This is a genomic window from Streptomyces sp. NPDC057638 (assembly GCF_042800315.1).
Lineage (GTDB): Bacteria > Actinomycetota > Actinomycetes > Streptomycetales > Streptomycetaceae > Streptomyces.
Genome location: NZ_JBHVHF010000024.1, coordinates 16,002 through 38,413 on the forward strand (window position 1 = coordinate 16,002; position 22,412 = coordinate 38,413).

The 22,412-nt window shown below is 72.3% G+C and carries 20 protein-coding genes and 1 riboswitch; of the genes, 9 read left to right on the top strand and 11 right to left on the bottom strand.

The window, feature by feature from the left end; all coding sequences use genetic code 11:
- Positions 1-12: 12 nt before the first annotated feature.
- Positions 13-207, top strand: coding sequence for a hypothetical protein (locus tag ACFVIM_RS05955; protein WP_384299010.1), 195 nt, complete (start codon positions 13-15; stop codon positions 205-207).
- 31 nt (positions 208-238) lie between these two features.
- Here ACFVIM_RS05955 and hisG read toward each other — a convergent pair whose 3' ends face one another.
- The 7 genes from hisG to ribD all read right to left on the bottom strand — a co-directional run bounded on the left by hisG (position 239) and on the right by ribD (position 6,286).
- Positions 239-1,087, bottom strand: a complete 849-nt coding sequence (gene hisG / locus ACFVIM_RS05960) for an ATP phosphoribosyltransferase (RefSeq protein WP_384299012.1) — start codon at positions 1,085-1,087, stop codon at positions 239-241.
- A gap of 76 nt (positions 1,088-1,163) precedes the next feature.
- Positions 1,164-1,436 carry a phosphoribosyl-ATP diphosphatase gene (locus tag ACFVIM_RS05965; protein WP_384299015.1) on the bottom strand — a complete coding sequence of 91 codons (273 nt, stop codon included), beginning with the start codon at positions 1,434-1,436 and terminating at the stop codon, positions 1,164-1,166.
- 285 nt (positions 1,437-1,721) lie between these two features.
- Positions 1,722-2,207 carry a 6,7-dimethyl-8-ribityllumazine synthase gene (gene ribH, locus ACFVIM_RS05970; protein ID WP_384299018.1) on the bottom strand — a complete coding sequence of 162 codons (486 nt, stop codon included), beginning with the start codon at positions 2,205-2,207 and terminating at the stop codon, positions 1,722-1,724.
- A gap of 147 nt (positions 2,208-2,354) precedes the next feature.
- Positions 2,355-3,794 carry a bifunctional 3,4-dihydroxy-2-butanone-4-phosphate synthase/GTP cyclohydrolase II gene (locus ACFVIM_RS05975; RefSeq protein WP_384299021.1) on the bottom strand — a complete coding sequence of 480 codons (1,440 nt, stop codon included), beginning with the start codon at positions 3,792-3,794 and terminating at the stop codon, positions 2,355-2,357.
- Positions 3,791-4,432, bottom strand: a complete 642-nt coding sequence (locus tag ACFVIM_RS05980; protein WP_384299022.1) for a nicotinamide riboside transporter PnuC — start codon at positions 4,430-4,432, stop codon at positions 3,791-3,793. Before ACFVIM_RS05980 ends, ACFVIM_RS05975 begins: the two co-directional genes overlap by 4 nt.
- Positions 4,429-5,037: a riboflavin synthase gene (locus ACFVIM_RS05985; RefSeq protein ID WP_384299025.1), complete on the bottom strand. Its 609-nt coding sequence runs from the start codon at positions 5,035-5,037 to the stop codon at positions 4,429-4,431. Before ACFVIM_RS05985 ends, ACFVIM_RS05980 begins: the two co-directional genes overlap by 4 nt.
- Before the next feature lies 1 nt (position 5,038).
- Complete coding sequence (ribD, locus tag ACFVIM_RS05990) at positions 5,039-6,286, bottom strand: bifunctional diaminohydroxyphosphoribosylaminopyrimidine deaminase/5-amino-6-(5-phosphoribosylamino)uracil reductase RibD (RefSeq protein WP_384299028.1); 1,248 nt, start codon at positions 6,284-6,286, stop codon at positions 5,039-5,041.
- Positions 6,287-6,472: 186 nt separating this feature from the next.
- A riboswitch (FMN riboswitch) is annotated at positions 6,473-6,603 on the bottom strand.
- A 752-nt stretch (positions 6,604-7,355) separates the two neighbouring features.
- Between ribD and ACFVIM_RS05995 the strand changes: the two genes are divergently transcribed.
- The 3 genes from ACFVIM_RS05995 to ACFVIM_RS06005 all read left to right on the top strand — a co-directional run bounded on the left by ACFVIM_RS05995 (position 7,356) and on the right by ACFVIM_RS06005 (position 10,391).
- Positions 7,356-8,243, top strand: a complete 888-nt coding sequence (locus ACFVIM_RS05995; RefSeq protein ID WP_384299030.1) for a peptidase S1 — start codon at positions 7,356-7,358, stop codon at positions 8,241-8,243.
- 806 nt (positions 8,244-9,049) lie between these two features.
- Positions 9,050-9,295, top strand: a complete 246-nt coding sequence (locus tag ACFVIM_RS06000; RefSeq protein WP_384299032.1) for a hypothetical protein — start codon at positions 9,050-9,052, stop codon at positions 9,293-9,295.
- The gene (locus ACFVIM_RS06005; protein WP_384299035.1) at positions 9,288-10,391 is read left to right on the top strand and encodes a response regulator; all 1,104 of its coding nucleotides are present in this window, start codon (positions 9,288-9,290) and stop codon (positions 10,389-10,391) included. Before ACFVIM_RS06000 ends, ACFVIM_RS06005 begins: the two co-directional genes overlap by 8 nt.
- Positions 10,392-10,775: 384 nt before the next feature.
- Here the strand turns inward: ACFVIM_RS06005 and ACFVIM_RS06010 are convergent, their stop codons facing one another.
- Complete coding sequence (locus ACFVIM_RS06010; RefSeq protein ID WP_384299037.1) at positions 10,776-11,957, bottom strand: ROK family transcriptional regulator; 1,182 nt, start codon at positions 11,955-11,957, stop codon at positions 10,776-10,778.
- 100 nt (positions 11,958-12,057) lie between these two features.
- Between ACFVIM_RS06010 and ACFVIM_RS06015 the strand changes: the two genes are divergently transcribed.
- Positions 12,058-13,275: an MFS transporter gene (locus ACFVIM_RS06015; protein WP_384299040.1), complete on the top strand. Its 1,218-nt coding sequence runs from the start codon at positions 12,058-12,060 to the stop codon at positions 13,273-13,275.
- Between the two features lie 34 nt (positions 13,276-13,309).
- Here the strand turns inward: ACFVIM_RS06015 and ACFVIM_RS06020 are convergent, their stop codons facing one another.
- Entirely contained in the window at positions 13,310-14,641 is a 1,332-nt protein-coding gene (locus ACFVIM_RS06020) for an alginate lyase family protein (protein ID WP_384299042.1), read from the bottom strand.
- A 170-nt stretch (positions 14,642-14,811) separates the two neighbouring features.
- On the opposite strand from ACFVIM_RS06020, the gene ACFVIM_RS06025 reads away from it, so the two are divergent.
- Both ACFVIM_RS06025 and ACFVIM_RS06030 read left to right on the top strand, forming a co-directional pair.
- Positions 14,812-16,266, top strand: coding sequence for a uracil-xanthine permease family protein (locus ACFVIM_RS06025; RefSeq protein ID WP_384299044.1), 1,455 nt, complete (start codon positions 14,812-14,814; stop codon positions 16,264-16,266).
- 239 nt (positions 16,267-16,505) lie between these two features.
- The gene (locus tag ACFVIM_RS06030) at positions 16,506-17,225 is read left to right on the top strand and encodes a DUF5995 family protein (RefSeq protein WP_384299047.1); all 720 of its coding nucleotides are present in this window, start codon (positions 16,506-16,508) and stop codon (positions 17,223-17,225) included.
- A gap of 79 nt (positions 17,226-17,304) precedes the next feature.
- Here ACFVIM_RS06030 and ACFVIM_RS06035 read toward each other — a convergent pair whose 3' ends face one another.
- The gene (locus ACFVIM_RS06035) at positions 17,305-18,054 is read right to left on the bottom strand and encodes an SDR family NAD(P)-dependent oxidoreductase (protein ID WP_384299049.1); all 750 of its coding nucleotides are present in this window, start codon (positions 18,052-18,054) and stop codon (positions 17,305-17,307) included.
- A 122-nt stretch (positions 18,055-18,176) separates the two neighbouring features.
- Here ACFVIM_RS06035 and ACFVIM_RS06040 point away from each other — a divergent pair, with 122 nt between their 5' ends.
- On the top strand, positions 18,177-18,797 hold the full coding sequence (locus ACFVIM_RS06040; protein WP_384299051.1) for a TetR/AcrR family transcriptional regulator: 621 nt from the start codon (positions 18,177-18,179) through the stop codon (positions 18,795-18,797).
- A gap of 135 nt (positions 18,798-18,932) precedes the next feature.
- Here ACFVIM_RS06040 and ACFVIM_RS06045 read toward each other — a convergent pair whose 3' ends face one another.
- Positions 18,933-19,121: a hypothetical protein gene (locus ACFVIM_RS06045; RefSeq protein WP_384299053.1), complete on the bottom strand. Its 189-nt coding sequence runs from the start codon at positions 19,119-19,121 to the stop codon at positions 18,933-18,935.
- A 360-nt stretch (positions 19,122-19,481) separates the two neighbouring features.
- Between ACFVIM_RS06045 and ACFVIM_RS06050 the strand changes: the two genes are divergently transcribed.
- On the top strand, positions 19,482-22,379 hold the full coding sequence (locus tag ACFVIM_RS06050) for a BTAD domain-containing putative transcriptional regulator (RefSeq protein WP_384299056.1): 2,898 nt from the start codon (positions 19,482-19,484) through the stop codon (positions 22,377-22,379).
- The last annotated feature ends 33 nt before the right edge of the window (positions 22,380-22,412 follow it).

The window sequence follows — 22,412 nt, forward strand, 5'->3', positions numbered from 1 at the left end:
GTCGCTCATTCGTTGCTCGCCTGGTGTGTCGCGGGGGCCTGGTGTGTCGCGGAGGTGCTGAGGGGGTCCGGGGTCCGTGCGGCCGGCCCGGCCACGATCGCCGCCGGGGCCATCGCCGGAGCCGGAGTCATCACCGGTGCCGGATCCGTCGAGGCCGAGGGCCGGGCCGAGAGCCGGGCCGAGGTCGTCGCCGGGACCCCGGCCTGAGCCATGGCCGGGGTCAGGGCGCGGGATCCGGTCAGAGCCTGCACGCGTGGATGGCCGTGGTCAGGATGGCGCGCGCGCCCAGCTCATAGAGATCGTCCATGATCCGCTGCGCCTCCTTGGCGGCGACCATCGACCGGACCGCGACCCAGCCCTCGTGGTGGAGGGGCGAGATGGTCGGGGACTCAAGACCGGGGGTGAGCGCGACCGCGCGCTCCAGGTGCTCCACCCGGCAGTCGTAGTCCATCATCACGTAGGAGCGGGCGACCAGGACGCCCTGGAGACGGCGGAGGAACTGCGCCACCTTCGGGTCGTCCTCCGCGGCGCCGGTACGCCGGATGACCACGGCCTCCGAGGTCATGATCGGCTCGCCGACGATCTCCAGACCGGCGTTCCGCAGCGAGGTGCCGGTCTCGACGACATCCGCGATGACCTGGGCGACCCCCAGCTCGATCGCGGTCTCCACCGCGCCGTCGAGGTGGACCACGGAGGCGTCGGTGCCGTTGTCGGCGAGGTGCTTGGCGACGATCCCCTCGTAGGAGGTGGCGATCGTCATCCCGGCGAAGTCCGCGAGACCGGTGGCCGTGCCCGGCTTGGCGGCGTAGCGGAAGGTGGAGCGGGCGAAGCCGAGCTGGAGGATCTCCTCGGCGTTCGCGCCGGAGTCCAGCAGCAGGTCACGGCCGGTGATGCCGATGTCGAGACGGCCGGAGCTGACGTAGATGGCGATGTCGCGCGGGCGGAGGTAGAAGAACTCCACCTCGTTCACCGGGTCCACGAGCACCAGCTCCTTGGACTCCTTGCGCTGCTGGTACCCGGCCTCATGGAGCATCGCCGACGCAGGTCCGGACAGTGAACCCTTGTTGGGGACGGCGATGCGCAGCATGAGATGGGCTTCCTTACGTCGATGTGGTGGGGGAACGTGCGGACGTGCTTCGGGTGGTGCTCGGAGAGGGTGACGCTCAGAGATGGGCGTAGACGTCGTCAAGCGAGATCCCGCGCGCCACCATCATCACCTGGACGTGGTAGAGCAGCTGGGAGATCTCCTCGGCGGCGGCCTCCTTGCCCTCGTACTCGGCGGCCATCCAGACTTCGGCGGCCTCCTCGACGACCTTCTTGCCGATGGCGTGGACCCCCTTGTCCACGAGCTCGGCGGTACGGGAGGTGGCGGGGTCGCCGTTCTGCGCCTTGAGCTGGAGCTCGGCGAAGAGCTCTTCGAAGGTTTTGTTCGCCATGATGGTCTTTAGGGTACGGGGTCGCGGGCGCGGCGGGGTCCGAGGGGCGCCCGCAGAACCGCCTCCGTACGAGAAGGGCGGATCGCTCCGTACGGGAGCGGAGAATCGGCCGATACGAACGGAACGGATCGCTCCGTACAGCCGGGGCAGAGCGCCGGGGCGCGCGGGGCGCCCCGGTCCGTACGGGAGCGGGGAAGGGAGCCACTGCGGTGAGGGGCCCCCGGGCCATCGGGCCCAGGGGTGCGAGTACCAGGGCGCGTGAGCCCGGCACGGTCCATCAAAGCGCTAGCGCCAGGGCTCGCTCACCGTGCGGAGCGTCGCCGCCGTCGCCACCGCCGCCGTCACGGCCTCGTGGCCCTTGTCCTCGGTGGAGCCCTCGATCCCGGCCCGGTCCAGGGCCTGCTCCTCGGTGTCGCAGGTCAGCACGCCGAAGCCGATGGGGACACCGGTCTCCACGGCGACCTGGGTGAGCCCCTGGGTGACGCCCTGGCAGACGTAGTCGAAGTGCGGGGTGCCGCCCCGGATGACCACGCCGAGCGCCACGATCGCGTCATAGCCCCGGCCCGCGAGCACCTTGGCGACCACCGGCAGTTCGAAGCTGCCGGGGACCCTCAGCAGGGTGGGCTCGTCGATACCGAGCTCGCGCAGGGCGCGCAGGGCGCCCTCGACCAGCCCGTCCATCACCTTGTCGTGCCACTGGGCGGCGATGACGGCCACCCTCAGGTCTCCACAGTTGCGTACGGACAGTTCGGGTGCGCCCTTGCCGCTCACGCTGCTCTGCCTTTCCTCGGGGCCGCGCCGGAGGCCCGGCGGTGGTCCCCGGCTCTGTCGGGGGTCAAAAGGGTGATGAAAAGGGTGATAACGGTGATGAGGAGGGTGATGAGAGGGGTGCTGACGTGAGGGTGCGGCGGAGCCGCGTCACGGTGCCTCGCGGCACGCCCCGCTGGCGACGCCGTCGAGTCCGGGCAGGTCATGCCCCATCCGGTCGCGCTTGGTCCGCAGATAGCGCAGGTTGTGCTCCCCGGCCTGCACCGGCACCGGCTCCCGTCCGGAGACGGTCATCCCGTGTCGTACCAGCGCCGTGACCTTGTCGGGGTTGTTGGTCATCAGCCGGACGCTGCGGACACCGAGGTCGGCGAGGATCCGCGCGCCCGCCTCGTAGTCGCGGGCGTCCGCGGGCAGCCCGAGTTCGAGGTTGGCGTCGAGGGTGTCGTGACCGCGCTCCTGGAGTTCGTACGCGCGGAGCTTGGACATCAGCCCGATGCCACGGCCCTCGTGACCGCGGAGATAGACCACGACGCCCCGGCCCTCGCGGGCGACGCGCTCCAGCGACGCCTGGAGCTGGGGGCCGCAGTCGCAGCGCAGGGAGTGCAGGACATCGCCGGTCAGGCACTCGGAGTGGAGCCGGACCAGAAGGTCCTCGCCGTCGCCGACCGAACCGTGGACGAGGGCGACATGCTCGACGCCGTCGGCGGTGGCGCGGTAGCCGTAGGCGGTGAAGCGGCCGTGGGCGGTCGGCAGGTCGACCTCGGCCTCCCGGCGGACGACCGGACCGGCGGCGGCGCGGCGGTAGGCGATCAGATCCTCGATCGAGATGATCGCGAGCCCGTGCGCCCGGGCGAAGGGGATCAGCTGGGGCAGCCGCAGCATGACCCCGTCCGCGCCCGCGATCTCCACGATGACACCCGCCGGGCGCAGCCCGGCCAGCCGGGCGAGGTCGACCGCGGCCTCGGTGTGGCCGGGGCGCGCCAGCACCCCGCCGGGCCGGGCGCGGAGCGGGAAGATATGACCGGGCCGTACGAAGTCGTCGGGCCCCGCGGTCCCGCCGGCCAGCAGCCTCAGGGTGGTGGCCCGGTCGGCGGCGGAGATCCCGGTGGTCACCCCGTGCTCCGGACCGGCGTCCACGGAGACGGTGAACGCGGTCCGCATCGACTCGGTGTTCCGCTCGACCATCTGCGGGAGCCGGAGCCGGTCCAGTTCCTCGCCCTCCATGGGCGCGCAGATCAGTCCCCGGCACTCGCTCATCATGAAGGCGATGACCTCGGGGGTGACCTTCTCGGCGGCGATCACGAGGTCGCCCTCGTTCTCCCGGTTCTCGTCGTCGACGACCACGACGGGCCGTCCGGCCGCGATGTCGCGGATGGCGCGCTCGACGGGGTCGAGTCCCGGGGCCGGGGCCGACGCCTCGGGCGGGTCCTGTCCGTACCAGGGCAGGGACGGAACGGAACCGTCCGCCGCCAGACCGGCACCGGGGGCGTCGGTGACGGCGGAGGCCGCGGCGTTCGCGGGGCGGGACCCGGGAGCGTCCACGAGGTCGGGCACGGGCTGGAGGGTCATGCCGGGACTCCTTTCGGTCATGCCGGGACTCCTTTCAGAGCGGGGCCGCGGGAGCGCTGCCACCAGTCGCGCAGCCCCCACAGAACGAGCGCGAAGTAGATCACGTAGACCAGGCCGGAGAAGGCGAGGCCACCGCTGAAGGCCAGCGGCACACCGACGATGTCGACCAGGAGCCAGGCGAACCAGAACTCGACCAGCCCCCGGGCCTGCGCGACCATCGCGACGATGGTGCCGACGAAGATGTACGCGTCCGCCCAGGGGCTCCACGACAGCTCCGGATAGAGCGTGAACAGTCCGACCACCGCGAGGGTGCCGAGGGCGGCCCCGCCCGCGAGCAGCCCGCGCTCCCGCCAGGTCGCGAAACGGACGGCGATCGAACCGTCCCTGGCCTGGCGTCTGCCCAGCGTCCACTGGCGCCAGCCCCAGGCGGCGACCGCGATGACCAGCAGTTGCTTGCCGACACCACCGCTCAGTCCGGCCGAGGCGTAGGCCGCGACCAGGACCAGGCCGGAGAGCAGCTGGGCGGGCCAGGTCCAGATGGAGCGGCGCCAGCCGAGGGCGAGCGCGATCAGACCGATGACGTTGCCGACCATGTCGGTCCACTTGATGTGCTGGCCGAAGGCGGTGAACGCCTCGGAGTTCAGCCAGTCCAGGGTCATCGTGGCTCTCCCGGGGCGCGCTGGCCGAGCAGCCGCTCGACATACTTGGCGATCACGTCGACCTCCAGGTTGACGGGGTCACCGGGGCCCTTCACCCCGAGGGTGGTCAGGGCGAGGGTGGTGGGGATCAGGCTGACGGTGAAGTCCTCCTCCCCCGCGTCGACCACGGTGAGGCTGACGCCGTCGACCGTGATCGAGCCCTTCTCGACCACATAGCGGGCGAGGTCGGCGGGGAGGGAGATCCGTACGATCTCCCAGTGCTCGGAGCGGATCCGCTCGACGACGGTCCCGGTGCCGTCGACATGGCCCTGGACGATATGGCCGCCGAGGCGGGCGCCGACGGCGGTGGGCCGCTCCAGGTTGACCCGGGACCCGGTGTCCAGGGCGCCGAGGCTGGAGCGCTTGAGCGTCTCCGCCATCACATCGGCGGTGAACTCGCCGTCCCCCGGTTCCACGACCGTGAGACAGACGCCGTTGACGGCGATGGAGTCACCGTGGCGGGCCCCCTCGGTCACGACCGGGCCGCGCACGGTGAAGCGCGCGGAGTCACCCCGTCGCTCGACGGCGGCGATCTCACCCAGTTCTTCCACGATTCCGGTGAACACTTCAGCGCTCCTTCGGGACGGTCACGGGGACGGCGGTGATCCGCAGATCGGGTCCGACGCGTACGGCCTCGGTCATATCGAGCCGCAACGCGTCCGCGATGGTGGAGATTCCGGACCCGGCGAGGGCGGCGGGCCCGGCACCGAGGACCGCGGGCGCCAGATAGCCGACCACCTTGTCGACGGCGCCCGCCGCGACGAACGCCCCGGCGAGGGTGGGTCCGCCTTCCAGCAGTACGGAACGGATGTCCCGGGCGTACAGCGCCGCCAGCAGCGCGGGCACGGACAGACCCGCGCGCGGGCCGGGCGCGGTGGTGGCGGCGGTGGCGGCGGTGGTGGCGGTGTGGCCGACTCGGCCGGGGGCGCCGGGACTGGTGGTGCTGGTGGTGCGGTCGGCTCGATCGGGCGTGCCGGGAGCGGCCGTCTGGTCGGGGCTGTCGACCGCGCCCGCGCGGGGCAGCCGCAGCACCTCGGCGCCACCGGGCGGGCGGTAGTCGGGGAGGTCGTCGGCGACGGCGATCAGGGTGGGGGCGGCGGAGTCCAGGACCCGGGCCCCCTCCCGTACGGCCGTGCCCTCGGTGTCGAGGACCACGCGCAGCGGCTGGGTGGCGCCCTCGATCCCGCGCACCGCGAGGTGGGGGTCGTCGGCGCGCTGCGTCCCCGCGCCGACGATCACGGCGTCGGCCTCGGCACGCAGCCGGTGCACGTCCGCGCGCGCCTGCGGCGAGGTGATCCAGCGGCTCGTGCCGTCCTCGGCCGCGATCCGGCCGTCGAGGGTGGCGGCGTACTTCCACAGCACATGGGGACGGCCGAGGCGTACGGAGGTGAGCCAGGCCGCGTTGACGGCGGTGGCCTCGTCGGCGAGAAGCCCGGCGTCGACCCGGACCCCGGCGGCGCGCAGGGTGGCGCCGCCTCCGCCCGCCGGGCCGTTCGGGTCGGGCACGGCGTAGACGACCCGGGCGATCCCGGCGTCGAGGAGCGCCAGGGAGCAGGGGCCGGTGCGGCCGGTGTGGTCACAGGGTTCGAGGGTGACGTAGGCGGTGGCGCCCCGGGCCCGCTCCCCCGCCGCGCGCAGGGCGTGGACCTCGGCGTGCGGACCGCCCGCGCGCTGGTGGTAGCCCTCGCCGAGGGTCTGGCCGGAGTCGTCGGTGATGACACAGCCGACGACCGGATTGGGGCTGGTGCCGCCGAGTCCTCGGGCCGCGAGTGCGACGGCGCGCCGCATGGCGCTGATGTCGGCCGCTGTGGCCACCGGGTCCTCCTGCCTGCTGGGGCACGGACTCCGGGGCGCCGATGACGGCGGAGAGCGGGATACGGCGGAACATGCCCGCCGACGGAAAACGCCCGGTGCTCACACCGGGCCGATGAGCCGACGGACCGCCCCCTGGAGGGGACGATCAGCCGCCCGACGGCCGGCGCACCGGAAACGGTCCACCCGCCGCGCACTGCCTCCCATCCGGACTTTCACCGTCGGTCCAGGAATTTCACCTGGTCAACCGGCCGCTGGCTGCGGACGGGTCGCGGACTATAACCGCCGGTTCGGAATTACACCGACCCCGGAGTGCGCTGCTGCTGATACAGGGCCAGTGTGCCATGGGCGACTGTCGGCCGAACGAGTGATCGGTGTGGCCTGACTCACAACTGGCCGGAACTTGCCTTGTCACCGGCTTGATTCCGCCCTATTGACCCGAGTGGTCTAGTCCTTTTAGGCTCTGCGAACTCCGCTCGCGCGCGGGGTGGTTGGTCGCCCGGCGGCGGAGTCCCGGCCCTTGCCGTCGTCGGGCTTCCCTCCGTACCCGAATAGCGCGCACGCGAGCGGAGGCAGGCCGGCGGCCACGCCGAAAGCGCTGGTGGAGCGGGCACGGGCGGGGAGCGTCGCGGAGTGGCGACCACCGGCGGCCGACGGGAGCAGCCGGGCGGGGCAGTCCGGGTCGCTCCGGGTCGCTCCGGGTCGCGAGTCCGCCATCCGGGCCCGCTGGCGCGACAGGCCGGGCATCAGGGGCCTTCACGGGGCGCGACAGGGCGCGCACGGGCGCCCGGACCGAATTCCGCACGCGGGAACAAGAGGGCGCGCACGCCGGTGGCGAGCCACAGGGCAACACCTCCAGAAATCCTGGAGCATTACCCGATCGAGTGATTCTGATGGATGAGCGATGGCCCGCCACCTCAGCGCGCCCTTGCCCAGGACAACGTCAACCCGCGTACTCACTCGATCGGGTGACCGCGACAGGGGACGTCTCCGGCTGTTCGACTCTCGGCCAAGGCTCCCCCGTCCCGGGGCAGCCGACCAGTCCTGGTCTCCTCACCCGGAGGTTCGATTCATGAGCATCAACGGGAAGCTGCTGTCCGCCGCCGCGGCGGTGACGGCTCTGGGACTCGCGGTCGCCGGACCGGCCACCGCCGCGCCGAAGACCGTCTCAGGTGACGGCGGCAACCGTATCGGCGTCCGCCTCGGCGACGGCATCGCCTACGCCAAGCAGGGCGCCCTCGACGCGGCCTGGGTCCGCCAGAGTGCCCACGTCAAGCAGATCACGCTCGCGGGCGACCGTATCGGCGTCCTCACCGACGACGGCGTGGCATGGGTCAAGGACGGGGGCCTGGGCGCCGCCTGGGTCCGCCAGTCCACCCAGGTGCGGCAGATCGCGCTCGCCGGAAACCGGATCGGCGTGGTGCAGGCCAACGGCAACGCGTATGTGAAGGACGGCACCCTCACCGCCTCCTGGGTGCCACAGGCCCAGAACGTCACGGAGCTGGAGCTCTCCGGCAACCGGGTCGGGATCGTGCAGAGCCACGGCGCCGCCTGGGCCAAGCAGGGCACCCTCACCGCCTCCTGGGTCAAGCAGGCCGACAACGTCGTGGACATAGACCTCGCGGGCGACCGCGTCGGGGCCTTCCAGGGCAACGGTGCCGCCTGGGTCAAGGAAGGAGCGCTGAGCGCGACCTGGGTCCGGGTGGGCGGCCAGGTGGTCCAGCTCGAACTCTCCCGCGACCGTATCGGCATCCTCCAGTCCAGCGGCGCCGCCCATGTGAAGGACGGCGCCCTCACCGCGCCCTGGGTGAAACAGGGTGACGGTGTCGTCCAGATCGCCCTCTCGGGCAACCGCGTCGGCGTCGTCCAAGGGGGCGGCGTCGCTTCCGTGAAGCAGGGCACCCTCACCGCGCCCTGGGTGCGGGAGGCGAGCCGGGTCGCGGAGCTGGCGTTCTCCTAGACCCTGTCCCGGGGCGCGGGAACACAAGGCGGCGCTCTACGGGGAGACCGGGCGCGACGGGGCGCGGCCCTGAACGCGAGGCGCGACGGAGGCGGCGCGGCCCAGGCGGCGTGGTCACCGGGGACCACCGGGGGGCTGATCACCGGGTCACCGGAGGCCTGGTCACCGGCGGCCGCCGCCCCACTCCGGCGGGGCGTACGGGGCGGCGCCCCGGAGCGGCCGGGCGCCGGGGAGCACGACGAGGGTGGGTCATGCGCGGGGCGCGTGACCCACCCTCCGCGCGCACCGCCCCCTACCGGGCCGGGGGACATGTGCCCGCCCGGTCCGGTCGCCGCGCACACCCCCCGGCACCCTTCACCGGGGACGGCGGGTCTCCCCGGCGACTCCCCCGGGACCCTCCGCCCGGCAGCTCCCAGCGGCCGGGTCTCACGATTCACCACGGCACGACCACCACGACGTGACCTCGTGCTTCACCCGGTCTCATACCCAAGCGTCGCCGCCGGGCGTCGGGGCCGATGATCCAGGCGCCCGCGCCCGGCACCACATGCCGGGTGCCCGGTGTTGCCTGGCAACGCCGCTGCCGCATCTGACGCTCCGCGGCCGGTGTACCCCTTCGTACCGCGCTGGCCTGGGGCGACGGCGGGCGCATCGCGAGAGGACGGTCCTCAGCCGCGACACCACCGTTGCCAGTCTCGCGTATCGCGCGTGCAACACCCACACCACGCTCCATGCTGTGGCACACCTTCCGGCAACCGTCAGGAAGCGTGTGTCGCGCCCGGTCGCCACCGGGCGGCGAAAGGGGAGCCATGGACCGTCCGCTGCTGTCGTTGAGGGCCACGCTCGTCTTACTCCTCACCGTCCTGGCGGGACTGGGGGCCGGGGTGCTCGCCGGACTCGCGGGTGAGGGGGCGGCCCGCAGTGCGCTCTGCGCGCTCGCCGCGGCGGGAGCGGCGGTACCGCTCTTCAACGGACTGGTGGCGGTCGAGCGGCCGGAACCGGGGTGTCGCGCATCACGGACCGGTGACGCGGAGGGCGGCGACGGACATGCCTGAACTGCGGCCGCTCGCCCAGGACCTCAACCAGGAGTCCCGGGCGCTCGCCCAGGCGCTGCGCGAACTCTTCAGCGGTCTTGAGGTGTCCGTCCGCCGCTACGCGGCACGGCGGGTGCGGGACGCGGGAACGTTCTCGCGCTATCTCAACGGCACCCGCGTACCCCCATGGGACGTGGTGACGGACCTCTTCACCGACCTCGCGGAGCGCCGTGGCACCGCCGCCACTCCGGAGGCCATCGAGCTCCTGCGGGGGCTGCACCAGGCGGCCGTCGCCACCAGCGCCTCCCCCAGACGCGCCGTGGAGGTACTGGAACAGCAGTTGGCCGACGCCGACCGGGTCTCCCGCCGCTCCTCGGTGCGCGGCGACGTCCTGGGCGAGGCTCTGCTCGACCGCCAGCACCGCATCGCCGATCTGGAGGTACGGATCAGCCAGCTCGAAGCCGAGTGGAGCGCCGAACGGGAGCGGGCCGACCGTCTCGCCGCCGCCTCCCCAGACGTCTCGGAGCTGCTGCGGGAACGCGACACCCTCCGGAACGAGGTGGGGCGGCTCACCGAGGAGCTGGTCGCGGCGGAACACCAGCGTGATCTCGCGGAGGCCCGCTGCGGTCTGCTCGAACGGCAGCTGGAGGCCATCGAGCTGGCCCAGCGGTCCGCCGCCCTGCCGACCGTCCCACCAAGCGCTCCGGCGCCCCAGGGGCTGCCGAAGGTGCTCGTCGTGGATGACCAGGCGGACAATCTGTTCGCGATGACGGCGGTCCTGTCCACCCTCGACCAGGAGCTGGTCGCCGTCTCGTCCGGCCGGGAGGCCCTCAAGGCCCTCCTCGACCACGACGACTTCGCGGTGATCATCATGGATGTTCAGATGCCGGACATGGACGGCTACGAGACGGCCGCCCATATCAAGCGCCGTCCCCGCGACCGCGATGTGCCGATCATCTTCCTGACCGCCATGGGCGCCTGCCCCGAGCACTCCGCCCGTGGTTACGCCGCCGGCGCCGTGGACTACATCGGCAAGCCCTTCGACCCCTGGGTCCTGCGCGCCAAGGTGGCCGTCTTCACCGGTATCTACCTGGAGCGCCGCTCGCCTCCGCGCTGACCCGGCGTCCGCGCCCGACCGCCCGGCCCGTCCACCGCTCGCCCCACCGCGGACGACGCTAGTGCTGTGACCGGAAAGGTTCACCGGCCCGCGACGCCCGGCACGGCACCTCTCCCCCTGGGCCTTCGGCCCGGGGGTACCCCCTGCGTTGTCGGACCACGCAAGTACGTCCAGTACGAGCCGTGGACCTCCGCCTTGCGATGCGTCCCCTCGGCCCACGCGGGCCTGGGGAGACCCCAACCCTCGGCCCACGCGGGCCTGGGGAGACCCCATACACCGGACGCCGCGGGCCTGGGGAGACCCCATACACCGGACGCCGCGGGCCTGGGGAGACCCCATACACCGGACGCCGCGGGCCCACGGCAAACCCTTCCGGCCACAGCACTAGTCCGCGTCCGCCGGCCCGAAGAGGTCGTCCTGCGCCCGGTCCTGGGCCGTCAGCAGGGCGCCCCGCAGCACCGCCGTACCACCCAGGCAGCCCGCCCGCACCTGGGTGGGCAGCGGGTTGAGGTCGGCGAGCACGCGCTCCACCCTGCGGGCGAGCTCGGGGCCGCCCGCGAGACCGACCTCGCCGCCGAGGATCACACAGCCGGGGTCGAGCACGGACACCACCGCGGCGGCGCCCAGCGCGAGCCGCTGGGCGAGCGCGTCCAGGAACCCCTCCGCACCTGTCGTGAGGGCATGGGCGACAAGGGCCGAGCCGGCGGTGTGATGGGGCGAGGTGTCCTTGACCGAGACGCCGAACTCCTCGGCCAGCCCCTGGATCGCCGTCGACCCCGCGAGCGAGTGGAAGCCACCGTCACACCGGCTGGCGGACGGCAGCCCCCCGGTGTCCGGTACCGGAAGGAACGAGATCTCCCCCGCGCCACCGGAGGCGCCCCTGCGGAGCCTGCCGTCGAGGAAGAGCGCGGCACCGACCCCGTAGCCCAGCCAGAGGAAGGCGAAGGTCTCGCGCCCCTCGGCCGCCCCGGTCCGGGATTCCGCGAGTGCGGCGAGATTGGTCTCGTTCTCCAGGACGACCCGGGCGGGCAGCCGCCGCTGGAGCTCCGCGGCGAGCCGACCGTGCCAGGCGGGAAGTCCCGAGGCGGCCCTGAGCTCCCCGGTCGCGGGGTCCACCAGGCCCGGCACCCCGACAGCGACCGTATGCAGCCGGGTCGCCCCCGCCTCGTACACCGTCCGCTCCAGCAGCGCGGCGGCCTGTTCGACGGCGGGTTCCGTGCCGGTGTCCCGGCTGATCGGGAGCGACGCCTCGGCGAGAGTGGTGCCGAGCAGGTCGGCGACGACAAGGGTGACGCCCTGGGTGCGGACGTCCAGGGCGGCGAGATGGGCCCGGTCGGCCACGATTCCGTACACCCGCGCGTTGGGTCCGCGCCGCTGCGCCCCGGACTCGCCGACGACCTGGATCAGCCCGCGCTCCTGGAGACGGTCCAGCAGGTCGGCGACGGTGGGCCGGGACAGACCGGTCATCGCCTTCAACTGGGTCGCCGTCAAAGGACCCTGACTCTGCAACAGTTGGAGGGCGAGCCGATCGTTGATGGCCCTGGCGGTGCTCGGGGATGCGGGCATGCCGGAATCCTTCCAGATCGGGACCCCGGCCGTTAATCACTAACTATCAGGCAGGCTTCCTGATAGTTTACGCGGACCATTTCTACGGAGGGGCACAGGCATGGTGGAACACTCGGACGGACTCAGCCCACGGCGGCTGATCCAAGCGCGACGCGCGGTGGCGGCGACCTTCCTCGTCCATGGCGCGGTGACCGGCAGCTTCGCCACGCGCATCCCCTGGATCCAGGACCACGCGGACGTCAGCGCCGGACAGCTCGGGCTCGCCCTCGCCTTCCCCGCCCTCGGCGCGTCGCTGGCGATGCCTCTGGCGGGGGCGATCATGCACCGCTTCGGCGCCCGCGCCGCCCTGCGCGGACTGCTCTCCCTGTGGACCCTCGCGCTGCTGCTGCCCTCCCTCGCCCCCAATCTGCTGACGCTCTGCGGCGCCCTCTTCGTCTACGGAGCCACCGCGGGCATGTCCGACGTCGCGATGAACGCCCTCGGCGTCGAGACCGAGAACCGGCTCGGCCGCTCGATCATGTCCAGCCTCCACGGCATGTGGAGCGTAGGAGCGCTCATCGGTTCGGCGGGCGGTACCTTCGCCGCCCATATCGGCAGTGACGCCCGGCTGCACCACGCCCTCGCCGCCGTCGTCCTCACCGTCCTCGGACTCCTCGTCTGCCAGCGCGTCCTCGATCTGCGCAGCGCGCCCGGCGAGGAACCGCCGCCGCGCTTCGCGCTGCCGCCGAAGTCCGCCGTCATCATCGGCGCGGTCGGCTTCTGCGCGGTGTTCGCCGAGGGAGCGAGCCTGGACTGGTCGGCCGTCTACCTCCGCGACGAACTGGGCACCTCGGCCGGACTGGCAGCGGCCTCCACCACCGCCTTCGCGCTCACCATGGCGGTGGCGCGCCTGGCGGGCGACCGGATCGTCGATCGCTTCGGCCCGGTGCGCACCGTCCGCTGCGGCGGCGCCCTGGCCACCGCCGGAGGCTTCCTGGTGGTCCTCGCCCCCCACCCCATGGCGGCGCTGGCGGGCTTCGGCCTGATCGGACTCGGGGTGGCCGTGGTCGTACCGCTGGCGTTCGCCGCCGCGGCGCGCAGCGGACCGCGACCGGCCCAGGCCATCGCGGGTGTCGCGACGATCACCTACACCTCCGGCCTGATCGCGCCCTCGGCGATAGGGGCGGTGGCGGACGCGACCAGCCTGGTGTTCTCCTTCGGCCTGGTCACCCTGCTCGCCTTCGGACTGGTGCTGGGCGCGGGGGTACTGCGCTCGGCGCGTGGCGAGGCGGTCGTCGCGAAGACCCCGGACCCGGCCGCCCCCGCACCGCGCGTCTGAGACCACCCCGAGGCACCGGGGAACGGAGAGATCCTCACCCCCCGGCCGCGATCGAGTCCAACTGCTCGGCGGCGGGACGCAGCGCCCAGAGGTCGCCCCCGGGCGGCGACTCCAGCCGGTGAACCGCCGCCTTGGCCAGGAGATCGCCGCCGTCGGCCGCGGCATGGACGACATCGGTGGCCGCGTAGCGCAGGAACCGCAGCTCCGGATGGGTCCACGCGGCGGCTCCGGTCGCCGCGGGCAGCAGATACCGGACGGCCGCGCGCAGCCCCTGTCCCGCCGGCCCCCGATAACTCCACAGGTCCACCCCGACCCGCTGACCGATGGCGGCGAGTCGGGCAAAGGCCACCAGCGAGAACGTGGAGTAGTGCCAGCTCCTCGTCCGGCGCAGTTCCTGGGGCTGTGCGCCGTCGGCGGCTATCTGCGGATCGACGCGCTTGGCCCTGGCGTCCAGAACCACCTGACGGGCCAGCGCCCGGTCGCCGGTGGCGACCGCCAGCGCGGCGACCTGCATGTCGTGGAACGTGCCGTGGTTGTTCCTGGCGGCGGCCTCCTCCTGACCGAAGGCACTGTTGCGCAGCCATCCCAGGAACGCGGCATTCCAGGCCCGCGTCCCGGCCCGGTCGCTCCCGCCCCAGCCGGGCGCGCCCGTGTCGAGGATCGCGACGGCGTCGAGGACGCTGGTGTACATCTGGGAGAAGTCGATGATCCCGATGGCCCGTCCGTCGAACCGGCACGGGATGAACTGGCCGTGGTTGAGATGCGGGTTCATCCGGGTGGCCGGATCCACGAACCAGGTCCGCAGCACCGTCGCCGCGTGCCTGGCGTACCGCGGGTCACCGGTGTAGTACCAGGCCAGGCTGAGCGTGGTGGAGGCGCCCACGACCTTGCCGATGCCGGGCCGGTCGGTACCGGTGTCGACCTCCGGGTTGCGTTCGCCGTCCCGCTGTACATAGGGACAGCCCCAGGGGTTCTCCGGCGTTCGGGGCTGGGTCGGCCACCAGTAGGGCGCCTGGCTCAGATAGTCGTGCGGGTCACCGCTGGGCGCGGGCCTCGGCTTGTCCACCACGGTCCACGGGCCCTGCCCCAGCCAGCGGTCCGCCTGGACCACGAGGTCCCTCACCGCCCGGCGCAGGGCCGGGTCGCCCCGCCGGAACCGCTCCTTGGCCCGCTGGAGCCGCTCTCCGTCGATCACGGGTGTCCCCGGCGCCGCGACCCCGTCGGCGCCGACCCGTCCGGCGCGGGCGTCGAGCACCCCGGGAGCCGCCGCCGCGACGGCGCCAGCGGGCCCCGACGACAGCAGGACGGCGACGCAGGCCACGATGGCGGCCACAACTCGCCGACACCGTAAGACGCTTATGGCCATCACAACCTCACATCACGTATATGAACAGCGTTCATCCATCCGGTCATCTGAGCGTATGACCGCCCGTACGCGGTGACAACGAGTCCCGCACATTCACGCATAGGACTCCTGGCCGAAAATCGCACTACCATTGCGCCGATCATCGATGACCCCGGAACAGAGGAGCGCCCATGAAGCTCGGCGTGCGCTGGACCCTGCACGGCGACGGGCGGACCCCCGCTCCAGGCGCCGTCGTACGCCCCGACGAACGGCTCTCCTGGCCCCGGACAGTGGGGCTCGGCGCCCAGCATGTCGTGGCTATGTTCGGTGCCTCATTCGTCGCCCCGGTCCTGATGGGCCTGGACCCCAACCTCGCGATCATGATGTCCGGCGTCGCGACGGTGATCTTCCTGCTCGCCACGCGCGGCCGGGTCCCCAGCTATCTCGGCTGCTCCCTCTCCTTCGTCGGTGTCGCGGCCACCATCCGCGCCAGCGGCGGTGACAGCGCCACCGTCACCGGAGCGGTCTTCGTCGTCGGCGTCGCCCTCTTCCTCGCCGGTCTGGTGGTGCAGCGCTTCGGCGCCCGTGTCATCCACGCCGCCATGCCGCCCATCGTCACGGGCGCCGTGGTCATGCTGATCGGCTTCAACCTCGCTCCGGTCACCGCCAGCACCTACTGGCCGCAGGACCAGTGGACCGCCCTGCTGGTGATGCTCTTCACCGGGCTCGCCGTGGTGTGTCTGCGGGGCTTCTTCTCCCGGATCGCGATCTTCCTCGGTCTGGTCTTCGGCTATCTCCTCTCCTGGGCGCTGGACCGGATCTTCGGAAAGATCCACTCCCCCCTGGGCGGCGGCGAGGCCGTCGACCACTGGCGGCTGGACCTGTCCGGCGTGGCCAAGGCGGACTGGATCGGACTGCCCTCCTTCCACGCCCCGAGCTTCGAGTGGTCGGCCATCCTGGTCGCCCTCCCTGTCGTGATCGCTCTCATCGCCGAGAACGCGGGGCATGTGAAGGCGGTCGGCGAGATGACCCGCGAGCCCCTGGACGACAAGCTCGGCACGGCCATCGCCGCCGATGGCGCCGCGTCGATGCTCTCCACCGCCGTGGGCGGCCCGCCGAACACCACCTACTCCGAGAACATCGGCGTCATGGCGGCCACCCGCGTCTACTCCACCGCCGCCTACTGGGCCGCCGCCGGATTCGCCCTCCTCTTCGGCCTCTGCCCGAAGTTCGGTGCCGTCGTCGCCGCGATCCCGGGCGGTGTACTCGGCGGGATCACCGTGATCCTCTACGGCATGATCGGCCTGCTGGGCGCCCAGATCTGGATCAACGCCAAGGTGGACCTCAGCAACCCCCTCAACCTCGTCCCCGCCGCCGCGGGCATCATCATCGGCGTCGGCGGAGTGAGCCTGAAGATCACCGACTCCTTCGAGATCGGCGGGATCGCGCTCGGCACCATCGTCGTCATCACCGGCTACCACGTGCTGCGCGCCTTCGCCCCGGCCCATATGAAGGAGCAGAAACCCCTTCTGGATGCCGGAACCTCCAGCTACGACTCCGACGCCGCACCGGACTCCGGCGTCACCCGGGACCCGGACTCCACCGGGAACCCGGGCACCGACGGCGGGCCGGCCCAGCGCGCCTGAGCCCCGCGCACCGTAGGACCGCGTGCGGCCGGACGACCGCGTACGAGATCCTCCCGACATCCGGGGGTGGGCAAGCCCCACACGGCCCACCCCCGGACGCGCACCCGGCGGGCGACGCGGCAAGACCGCGGAATCCCCCCGTCACCCATGGGCCATGGGCGCCACCGCACCATCCCCCGTTTCGGGGAAGCGCACGGCGGTGCGCCCTCCGAGGGACATCAGCCTGGGACCCTCCCCCCATGTCTCAGAACGAACAGCTCACCGTCCCCCCTCCCACTCCCCTCGGCACCGCCCTGGGCCATCTGCGCGAACTGCACCGCCGCTGGCCCACAACCGATGGCGCGGCCGTCTTCAACCGGGTCTATCTCAGCGCGACGGAGGACTTCTGCCGCCGGATCGACCAGGGCGAACTCCCCAGCGGCATGGCCATCACCCTGCACACCCTGCTGGCCCAGCGCTATCTCACCGCCATGGAGGCGGCGGAGGCCGGGGGCCGGCCGCCCGCCTGCTGGCGCCCGCTGACGCAGCACCGCCGCCACCCCGGCGTACGTCCCGCGCAGTTCGCCCTCGCGGGACTGAACGCCCTCGTCGGTCATGACCTCGCCCTCGCCGTCGTGGACACCTGCCGCAGGCTGCGCCGCGAGCCCGCCGACCTGGCGAAGGAGTTCGACCGGGTCGGGGATCTGCTCACCCTGATGGACGAACGCGTCCGCGAGGATCTGGTGCCGCCCCCCGAACTGCTGGAGATCGCCGATCCGCTGACCCACCTCCTCGGCTCCTGGAACCTCGACCGCGCCCGGGACGCGGCCTGGTCACAGGCCTGTCTGCTCTGGGAGGTACGGCGGCTGCCGACTCTGGCGGACGAGTCCATCGACCGGCTGGACGCCGGCCTGGGGCTGGTCGGGCGCTGTCTGCTCACCCCATGGCCACCTCCTCCCTCGCCCCCTCGGCGCCCCTGAGCGATCTGGTCCCCGCGCCGCGACGGACAAGCCCCGGCCATCCCACCGGGATGTACCCCCTCCCCCGCTCCGGCTCCGCTCAGGCGTTCGTCCCCGCGTCGACCGTGATCGCCGTCCCGGTGATGCTCCGGCCGCCGGGCCCCGCGAGGTGCGCGACCGTCTCCGCCACATCGCCCGGGTCGAGGTATCTCCCCAGGGCCGTCCGCAGCACCTGAGACGCGGCGCCTTCGCCGTCCGCCGGATTCATATCCGTGTCGATAGACCCCGGGTGCACCAGATTGACGGTGATCCCCCGCGGCCCCAGCTCCCGGGCGAGCGCCCGCGTGAGCCCGCCGAGCGCCGCCTTGCTCATCGTGTACAGCGCTATACCGGGGAAGGTGGCTCGGTCCACGAGACCGGTGCCGATGCTGATGATCCGCCCTCCCTCGGGCAGATGCGAGGACGCCTCCTGAGCGGCGACGAAGGCGGCACCCGCGTGGATGGCCAGCGTCCGCTCCAACTCCTCGGCCGTCACCCGCTCGAAAGGGCCATACGGGAACACCCCCGCGTTGTTGACCAGGATGTCCAGGCGGCCAAGCCACGCGGCGGCTTCCCCGACCGCCTGGCGGACCGCTTCGGACGAGGCGGAGTCGGCCTCGATCATCAGCCCCCGCCGACCGAACGCCTCGACCTCCTGCACCACCGTCCGCGCCTTCTCCCGACTCGACGCGCTCACATAGGTGAACGCGACATCGGCCCCCTCCCGCGCCAGCCGCCGCACGATCTCGGCTCCGATCCCCCTGCTGCCGCCCGTGACGAACGCGACCTTCCCCGCCAACGCCCCACTCATCGTCTCTCCGTGATCTCGCAGCCGAATATTTCCGTGCCGATCGACACAGAAAGCGTGGCACACCCGCCCGGCCGGGTCAACGGATATATTTGCCGGACGGCACAGAATTCGAGGAGGCAGCCATGGCCGCACGCGGACGCCCTCGCGGCTTCGACCGCACCACCGCTCTGGAGCGGGCCATGATGACGTTCTGGGAGTTCGGCTACGAGAGCACGTCCATGACCGATCTGACCGCCGCCATGCGGATCAGCTCCCCGAGCCTGTACGCCGCCTTCGGCTCCAAGGAGCAGCTGTTCCGTGAGGCGGTCGCGTTCTACGACGCGACCGAGGGCCGCTCCGCGCACGGCGCCCTCGCCGACGAGCCCACGGCGTACGAGGCGGTCGCCGCCCTGCTCCACCACAACGCCCGCGCCTACACCGGCTCGGACAAGCCCACCGGCTGCATGATCGTGCTGTCCGCGATCAACGGCTCCGAGTCCACCGCGCCCGCCCGCGCGTATGTGGCCGAGTGGCGCAGATCCGGCGTCAGCGATCTGACCGCCCGTCTCGACCGGGCCGTCGACGACGGGGAGCTCCCCCCGGGGGCGGATACCGCCGCCGTCGCCGCCTTCTACACCGCCGTCCTCCAGGGCATGTCCCTCCAGGCCCGCGACGGAGCGGACGGCGACGAGCTCCGCCGCGTGGCCGACCGCGCCCTCGCGGCCTGGGACGCGGTGACCGCCCCCTCGGCGGAACGGCACTGAGGACGCGCCGCCGCCGGCACTCCCGGCCCCGCGGAACCCTCCCCGGTCAACACGGACGGGGCCACGGTGTGTCCACACCGCGACCCCGTCGGGGCCCGGAGCACCAGCCCGTCCGGGCCGGGAGTCAGCGGGGAATCAGAGCGTGCCGCCCGCCGGACGCCTCGCGTGGAGGACCGCCGGAAGGGCGTCGAACAGCGCGGCGAGCACCTCATGTGACGCGGAGAGCCGATGCCGCCGGGCCGGTGCCGGGACAAGGTGCGTGTTCAGCGCGAAGCTGGCGAGTGCCGGGAACACGTCGACGGCGGATGCCACGGATGTGGTCAAGATGATGAAGGAGAAGCCTCCTCGCGCATGCGCCCAGTCCCCATGATGCCGAGACGCCGTCTCGGACGGCCCCCGTCAGCGCCCCCTGGCGCGGAGGTCCCGGGACATCGTCCTGGCAGCGCATCAGCGCGGAAAGAGCGCCCAAGAGCGTTGCACCGCGACAGGCTTGGAGGAAAAAATGGCAAAGCGAGACACTCTGGGGAGCCACCCCAGCAGAGCCTCACCTGCCTGAACGTGTCCCACGGAACGGACAGGGCACGTCCGCGAACAACACGTCCTTCATCGTCACCCCCGGAGACATACGATCGATATACCCCCTGGAAGAAACGGGAAGAAACGCGGCTGGAGGGTGCGCGGACGGTGACGGCGGAGGGCACGGAAGGGCCGCGTTTCAGTGTGCTCGGGCCGGTACGCGCCTGGCTCGGCAGCGAACCGCTCCCCACGGGCTCCCCCCAGCAACGCGCGCTCCTGGTGGCCTTGTTGCTGCGCCAGGGGCGCACCGCCACCGCGGCCGAGCTGATCGACTCCATCTGGGGCGAGAACCCCCCGGTCCAGGGGCTCGCGGTCACCCGTACCTACGCCTCGCGGCTGCGGAAGGCCCTCGGCCCGCGCACCGTGGTCAGCGAGTCCGGTGGCTACGCCGTACGGTGCGAACCGCTCTCCCTCGATCTCCATGTGGCCGAGGAACTGGCGCTGGAGGCGGAGAAGGCGCGTGCCGCCGGGTCGCCCGACCAGGCGCGGACGCTGCTGAACAAGTCGCTGGGGCTGTGGGACGGTGAACCGCTGGCGAGCGTTCCGGGTCCCTACGCGGAGCATCAGCGCGCCCGGCTCGACGAGTGGCGGCTGCGGCTGCTGGAGACCCGTCTCGATCTCGATCTGATGGTCGGGGCGCATGCCGAGGCCGTCTCCGAACTCACCGCCCTCACCGCCATCCACCCCTTGCGGGAGCGGATGCGTGAGCTGCTGATGCTCGCGCTCTACCGCAGCGGCCGCCAGGCCGAGGCCCTCGCCGTCTACGCCGACACCCGGCGGCTGCTGGCCGAAGAGCTCGGTGTCGACCCCCGCCCCGAACTCTCCGAGCTGCTCCAGCGCATCCTGCGCGCCGACGAGGAACTGGCCCAGCCCACCACCCGCAAGACGTCGACGGCCCCCGTCATCCGACCGGCCCAGCTTCCGCCCGCTGTCCCCGACTTCACCGGGCACACCGCCCTCATACGGGAGCTGAGCGACCGGCTCGCCACCGCCGAGGGCGCGGTGATGGCGGTCTCCGCGCTCGCGGGCATCGGCGGCGTCGGCAAGACCACCCTCGCCGTCCATCTGGCCCACCGGGCCCGGCCCCAGTTCCCGGACGGACAGCTGTACGTCGACCTCCAGGGCACCACGGGCCGCCCCCTGGCGCCCGTCGTCGCCCTCGGCACGCTGCTGCGTTCCTTCGGCATCGCCGACGCCCGGATCCCGGAGTCACTCGACGAACGGACCGCCCTGTACCGCTCTGTGCTGACGGGTCGGCGTGTCCTCGTCTTGCTGGACAACGCCCGTGACGCGGCGCAGATCCGGCCGTTGCTGCCGGGGTCGGCGGGGTGCGCGGCGCTGGTCACCAGCCGGGTCCGGATGGTCGACCTGGCCGGAGCGCATCTGGTCGACCTCGATGTGATGTCCCCGGAGGAGGCGCTCCAGCTCTTCACCCGGATCGTGGGTGAGGAGCGGGTCGGGGCGGAGCGGGAGGCGGCGCTGGACGTGGTCGGCGCGTGTGGGTTCCTGCCGCTGGCGATCCGGATCGCCGCCTCGCGGCTGGCGGCCCGCCGTACCTGGACCGTCTCCGTCCTCGCCGCCAAGCTCGCCGACGAACGACGCCGACTGGACGAACTCCAGGCCGGTGACCTCGCCGTCAAGGCCACCTTCGAACTCGGCTACGGACAGCTGGAGCCCGCCCAGGCCCGCGCCTTCCGCCTGCTCGGCCTCGCCGACGGCCCCAGCGTCTCCCTCGCGGCGGCCGCCGCGCTGCTCGACCTCCCCCTCCACCAGGCGGAGGACCAGCTGGAGGCCCTCGTGGACACCTCCCTGCTGGACTCCCCCGCCCCCGGCCGCTACCGCTACCACGACCTCGTACGCCTCTACGCCCGCGCGTGCGCCGAACGCGACGATACGCCGGACACCATCGAGGGCTCCCTCTCCCGGCTGCTGGACTTCTACCTCGCCACCGCCCGGCGGATGTACGCATCCGTCTGGCCCGGCGACCGGTTTCCCGAGCACATGGAGCGCGCCGAGCATCCTGGACTCTCCTTCGCCAGCCGCAAGGAGGCCCTGGACTGGCTCTACACCGAGGCCCACTCCCTCCTCGCCTGCGCCCGCCAGTCCACCGTCGGCGGACGGCTGCGCCACGCCGTCGACCTGCTGTGGATCGTCAGGGATCTCGCGGAATCGGGCACGAGTCCGCATCAGTACGAGGCCACCGCGCGAGCCGCCTTGGCCGCGGCGCGGGCGACGGGCGATACGCGTTCCCTAGGACGCGCGTACGCCATCCTCTCCACCGTCCATCTGGTCATGGGACGTTACCTACAGGCCGATGACCACGCGCGGCGCGCCGACGAGCTGGCCGAACAGACGAGGGATCAGGCGGTGGCCTTCTCGGTCCATGTCGACCGGGGCGTCATCGCGCTCAACCGCGGCGCCCACGCCGAGGCCGAGGACCACCTCCACCGGGCGATCACGGACGCACGGGCCGACGGGAACACCCTGGGCGAGGCCGTGGCCCTGTGCCGGCTCTCCCCGGTCTCCCTGGCACTCGGGCGGACCGAACAGGCCATCGACGTCGCGGCGGCGGCCCTGGACATCTACGAACGCACCGGCACCACCCTGCGGCTCGCCGGCGCCCGCTACGCGCTCGGGGTCGCGCTCACCGCCGCGGGACGCCCGAAGGAGGCGCTGGAGCAGTTGTACGGGGCTCTCAGTGGCTTCGAGGCCAGTCGCCAGCGGCTCTGGGAAGGGACGACCCATTTCCGTATCGCCCAAGCCCTGCTCCGGACGCTGCGCCCGGCGCGTGCCAGCGCGCACGCGGAGCTGGCTCTCGCGCTCGGCTGCATCGGCGGTGAGCACACCAAGGGAAGCGTGCTCGTCACCCTGGGGCGCGTGCTGGCGGCGCTCGACCACCCGGACCGGGCGCGGACCTGCTGGCTGGAGGCGCTCTCCCTGCACGAGAAGTGGGACATTCCGTTCGATGAGGAGGTGGAGCGCCTTCTGACGACGCAGGCCAGCTAGGTGTGTTGTCCCGGGACGTTGGTGACACGCGTG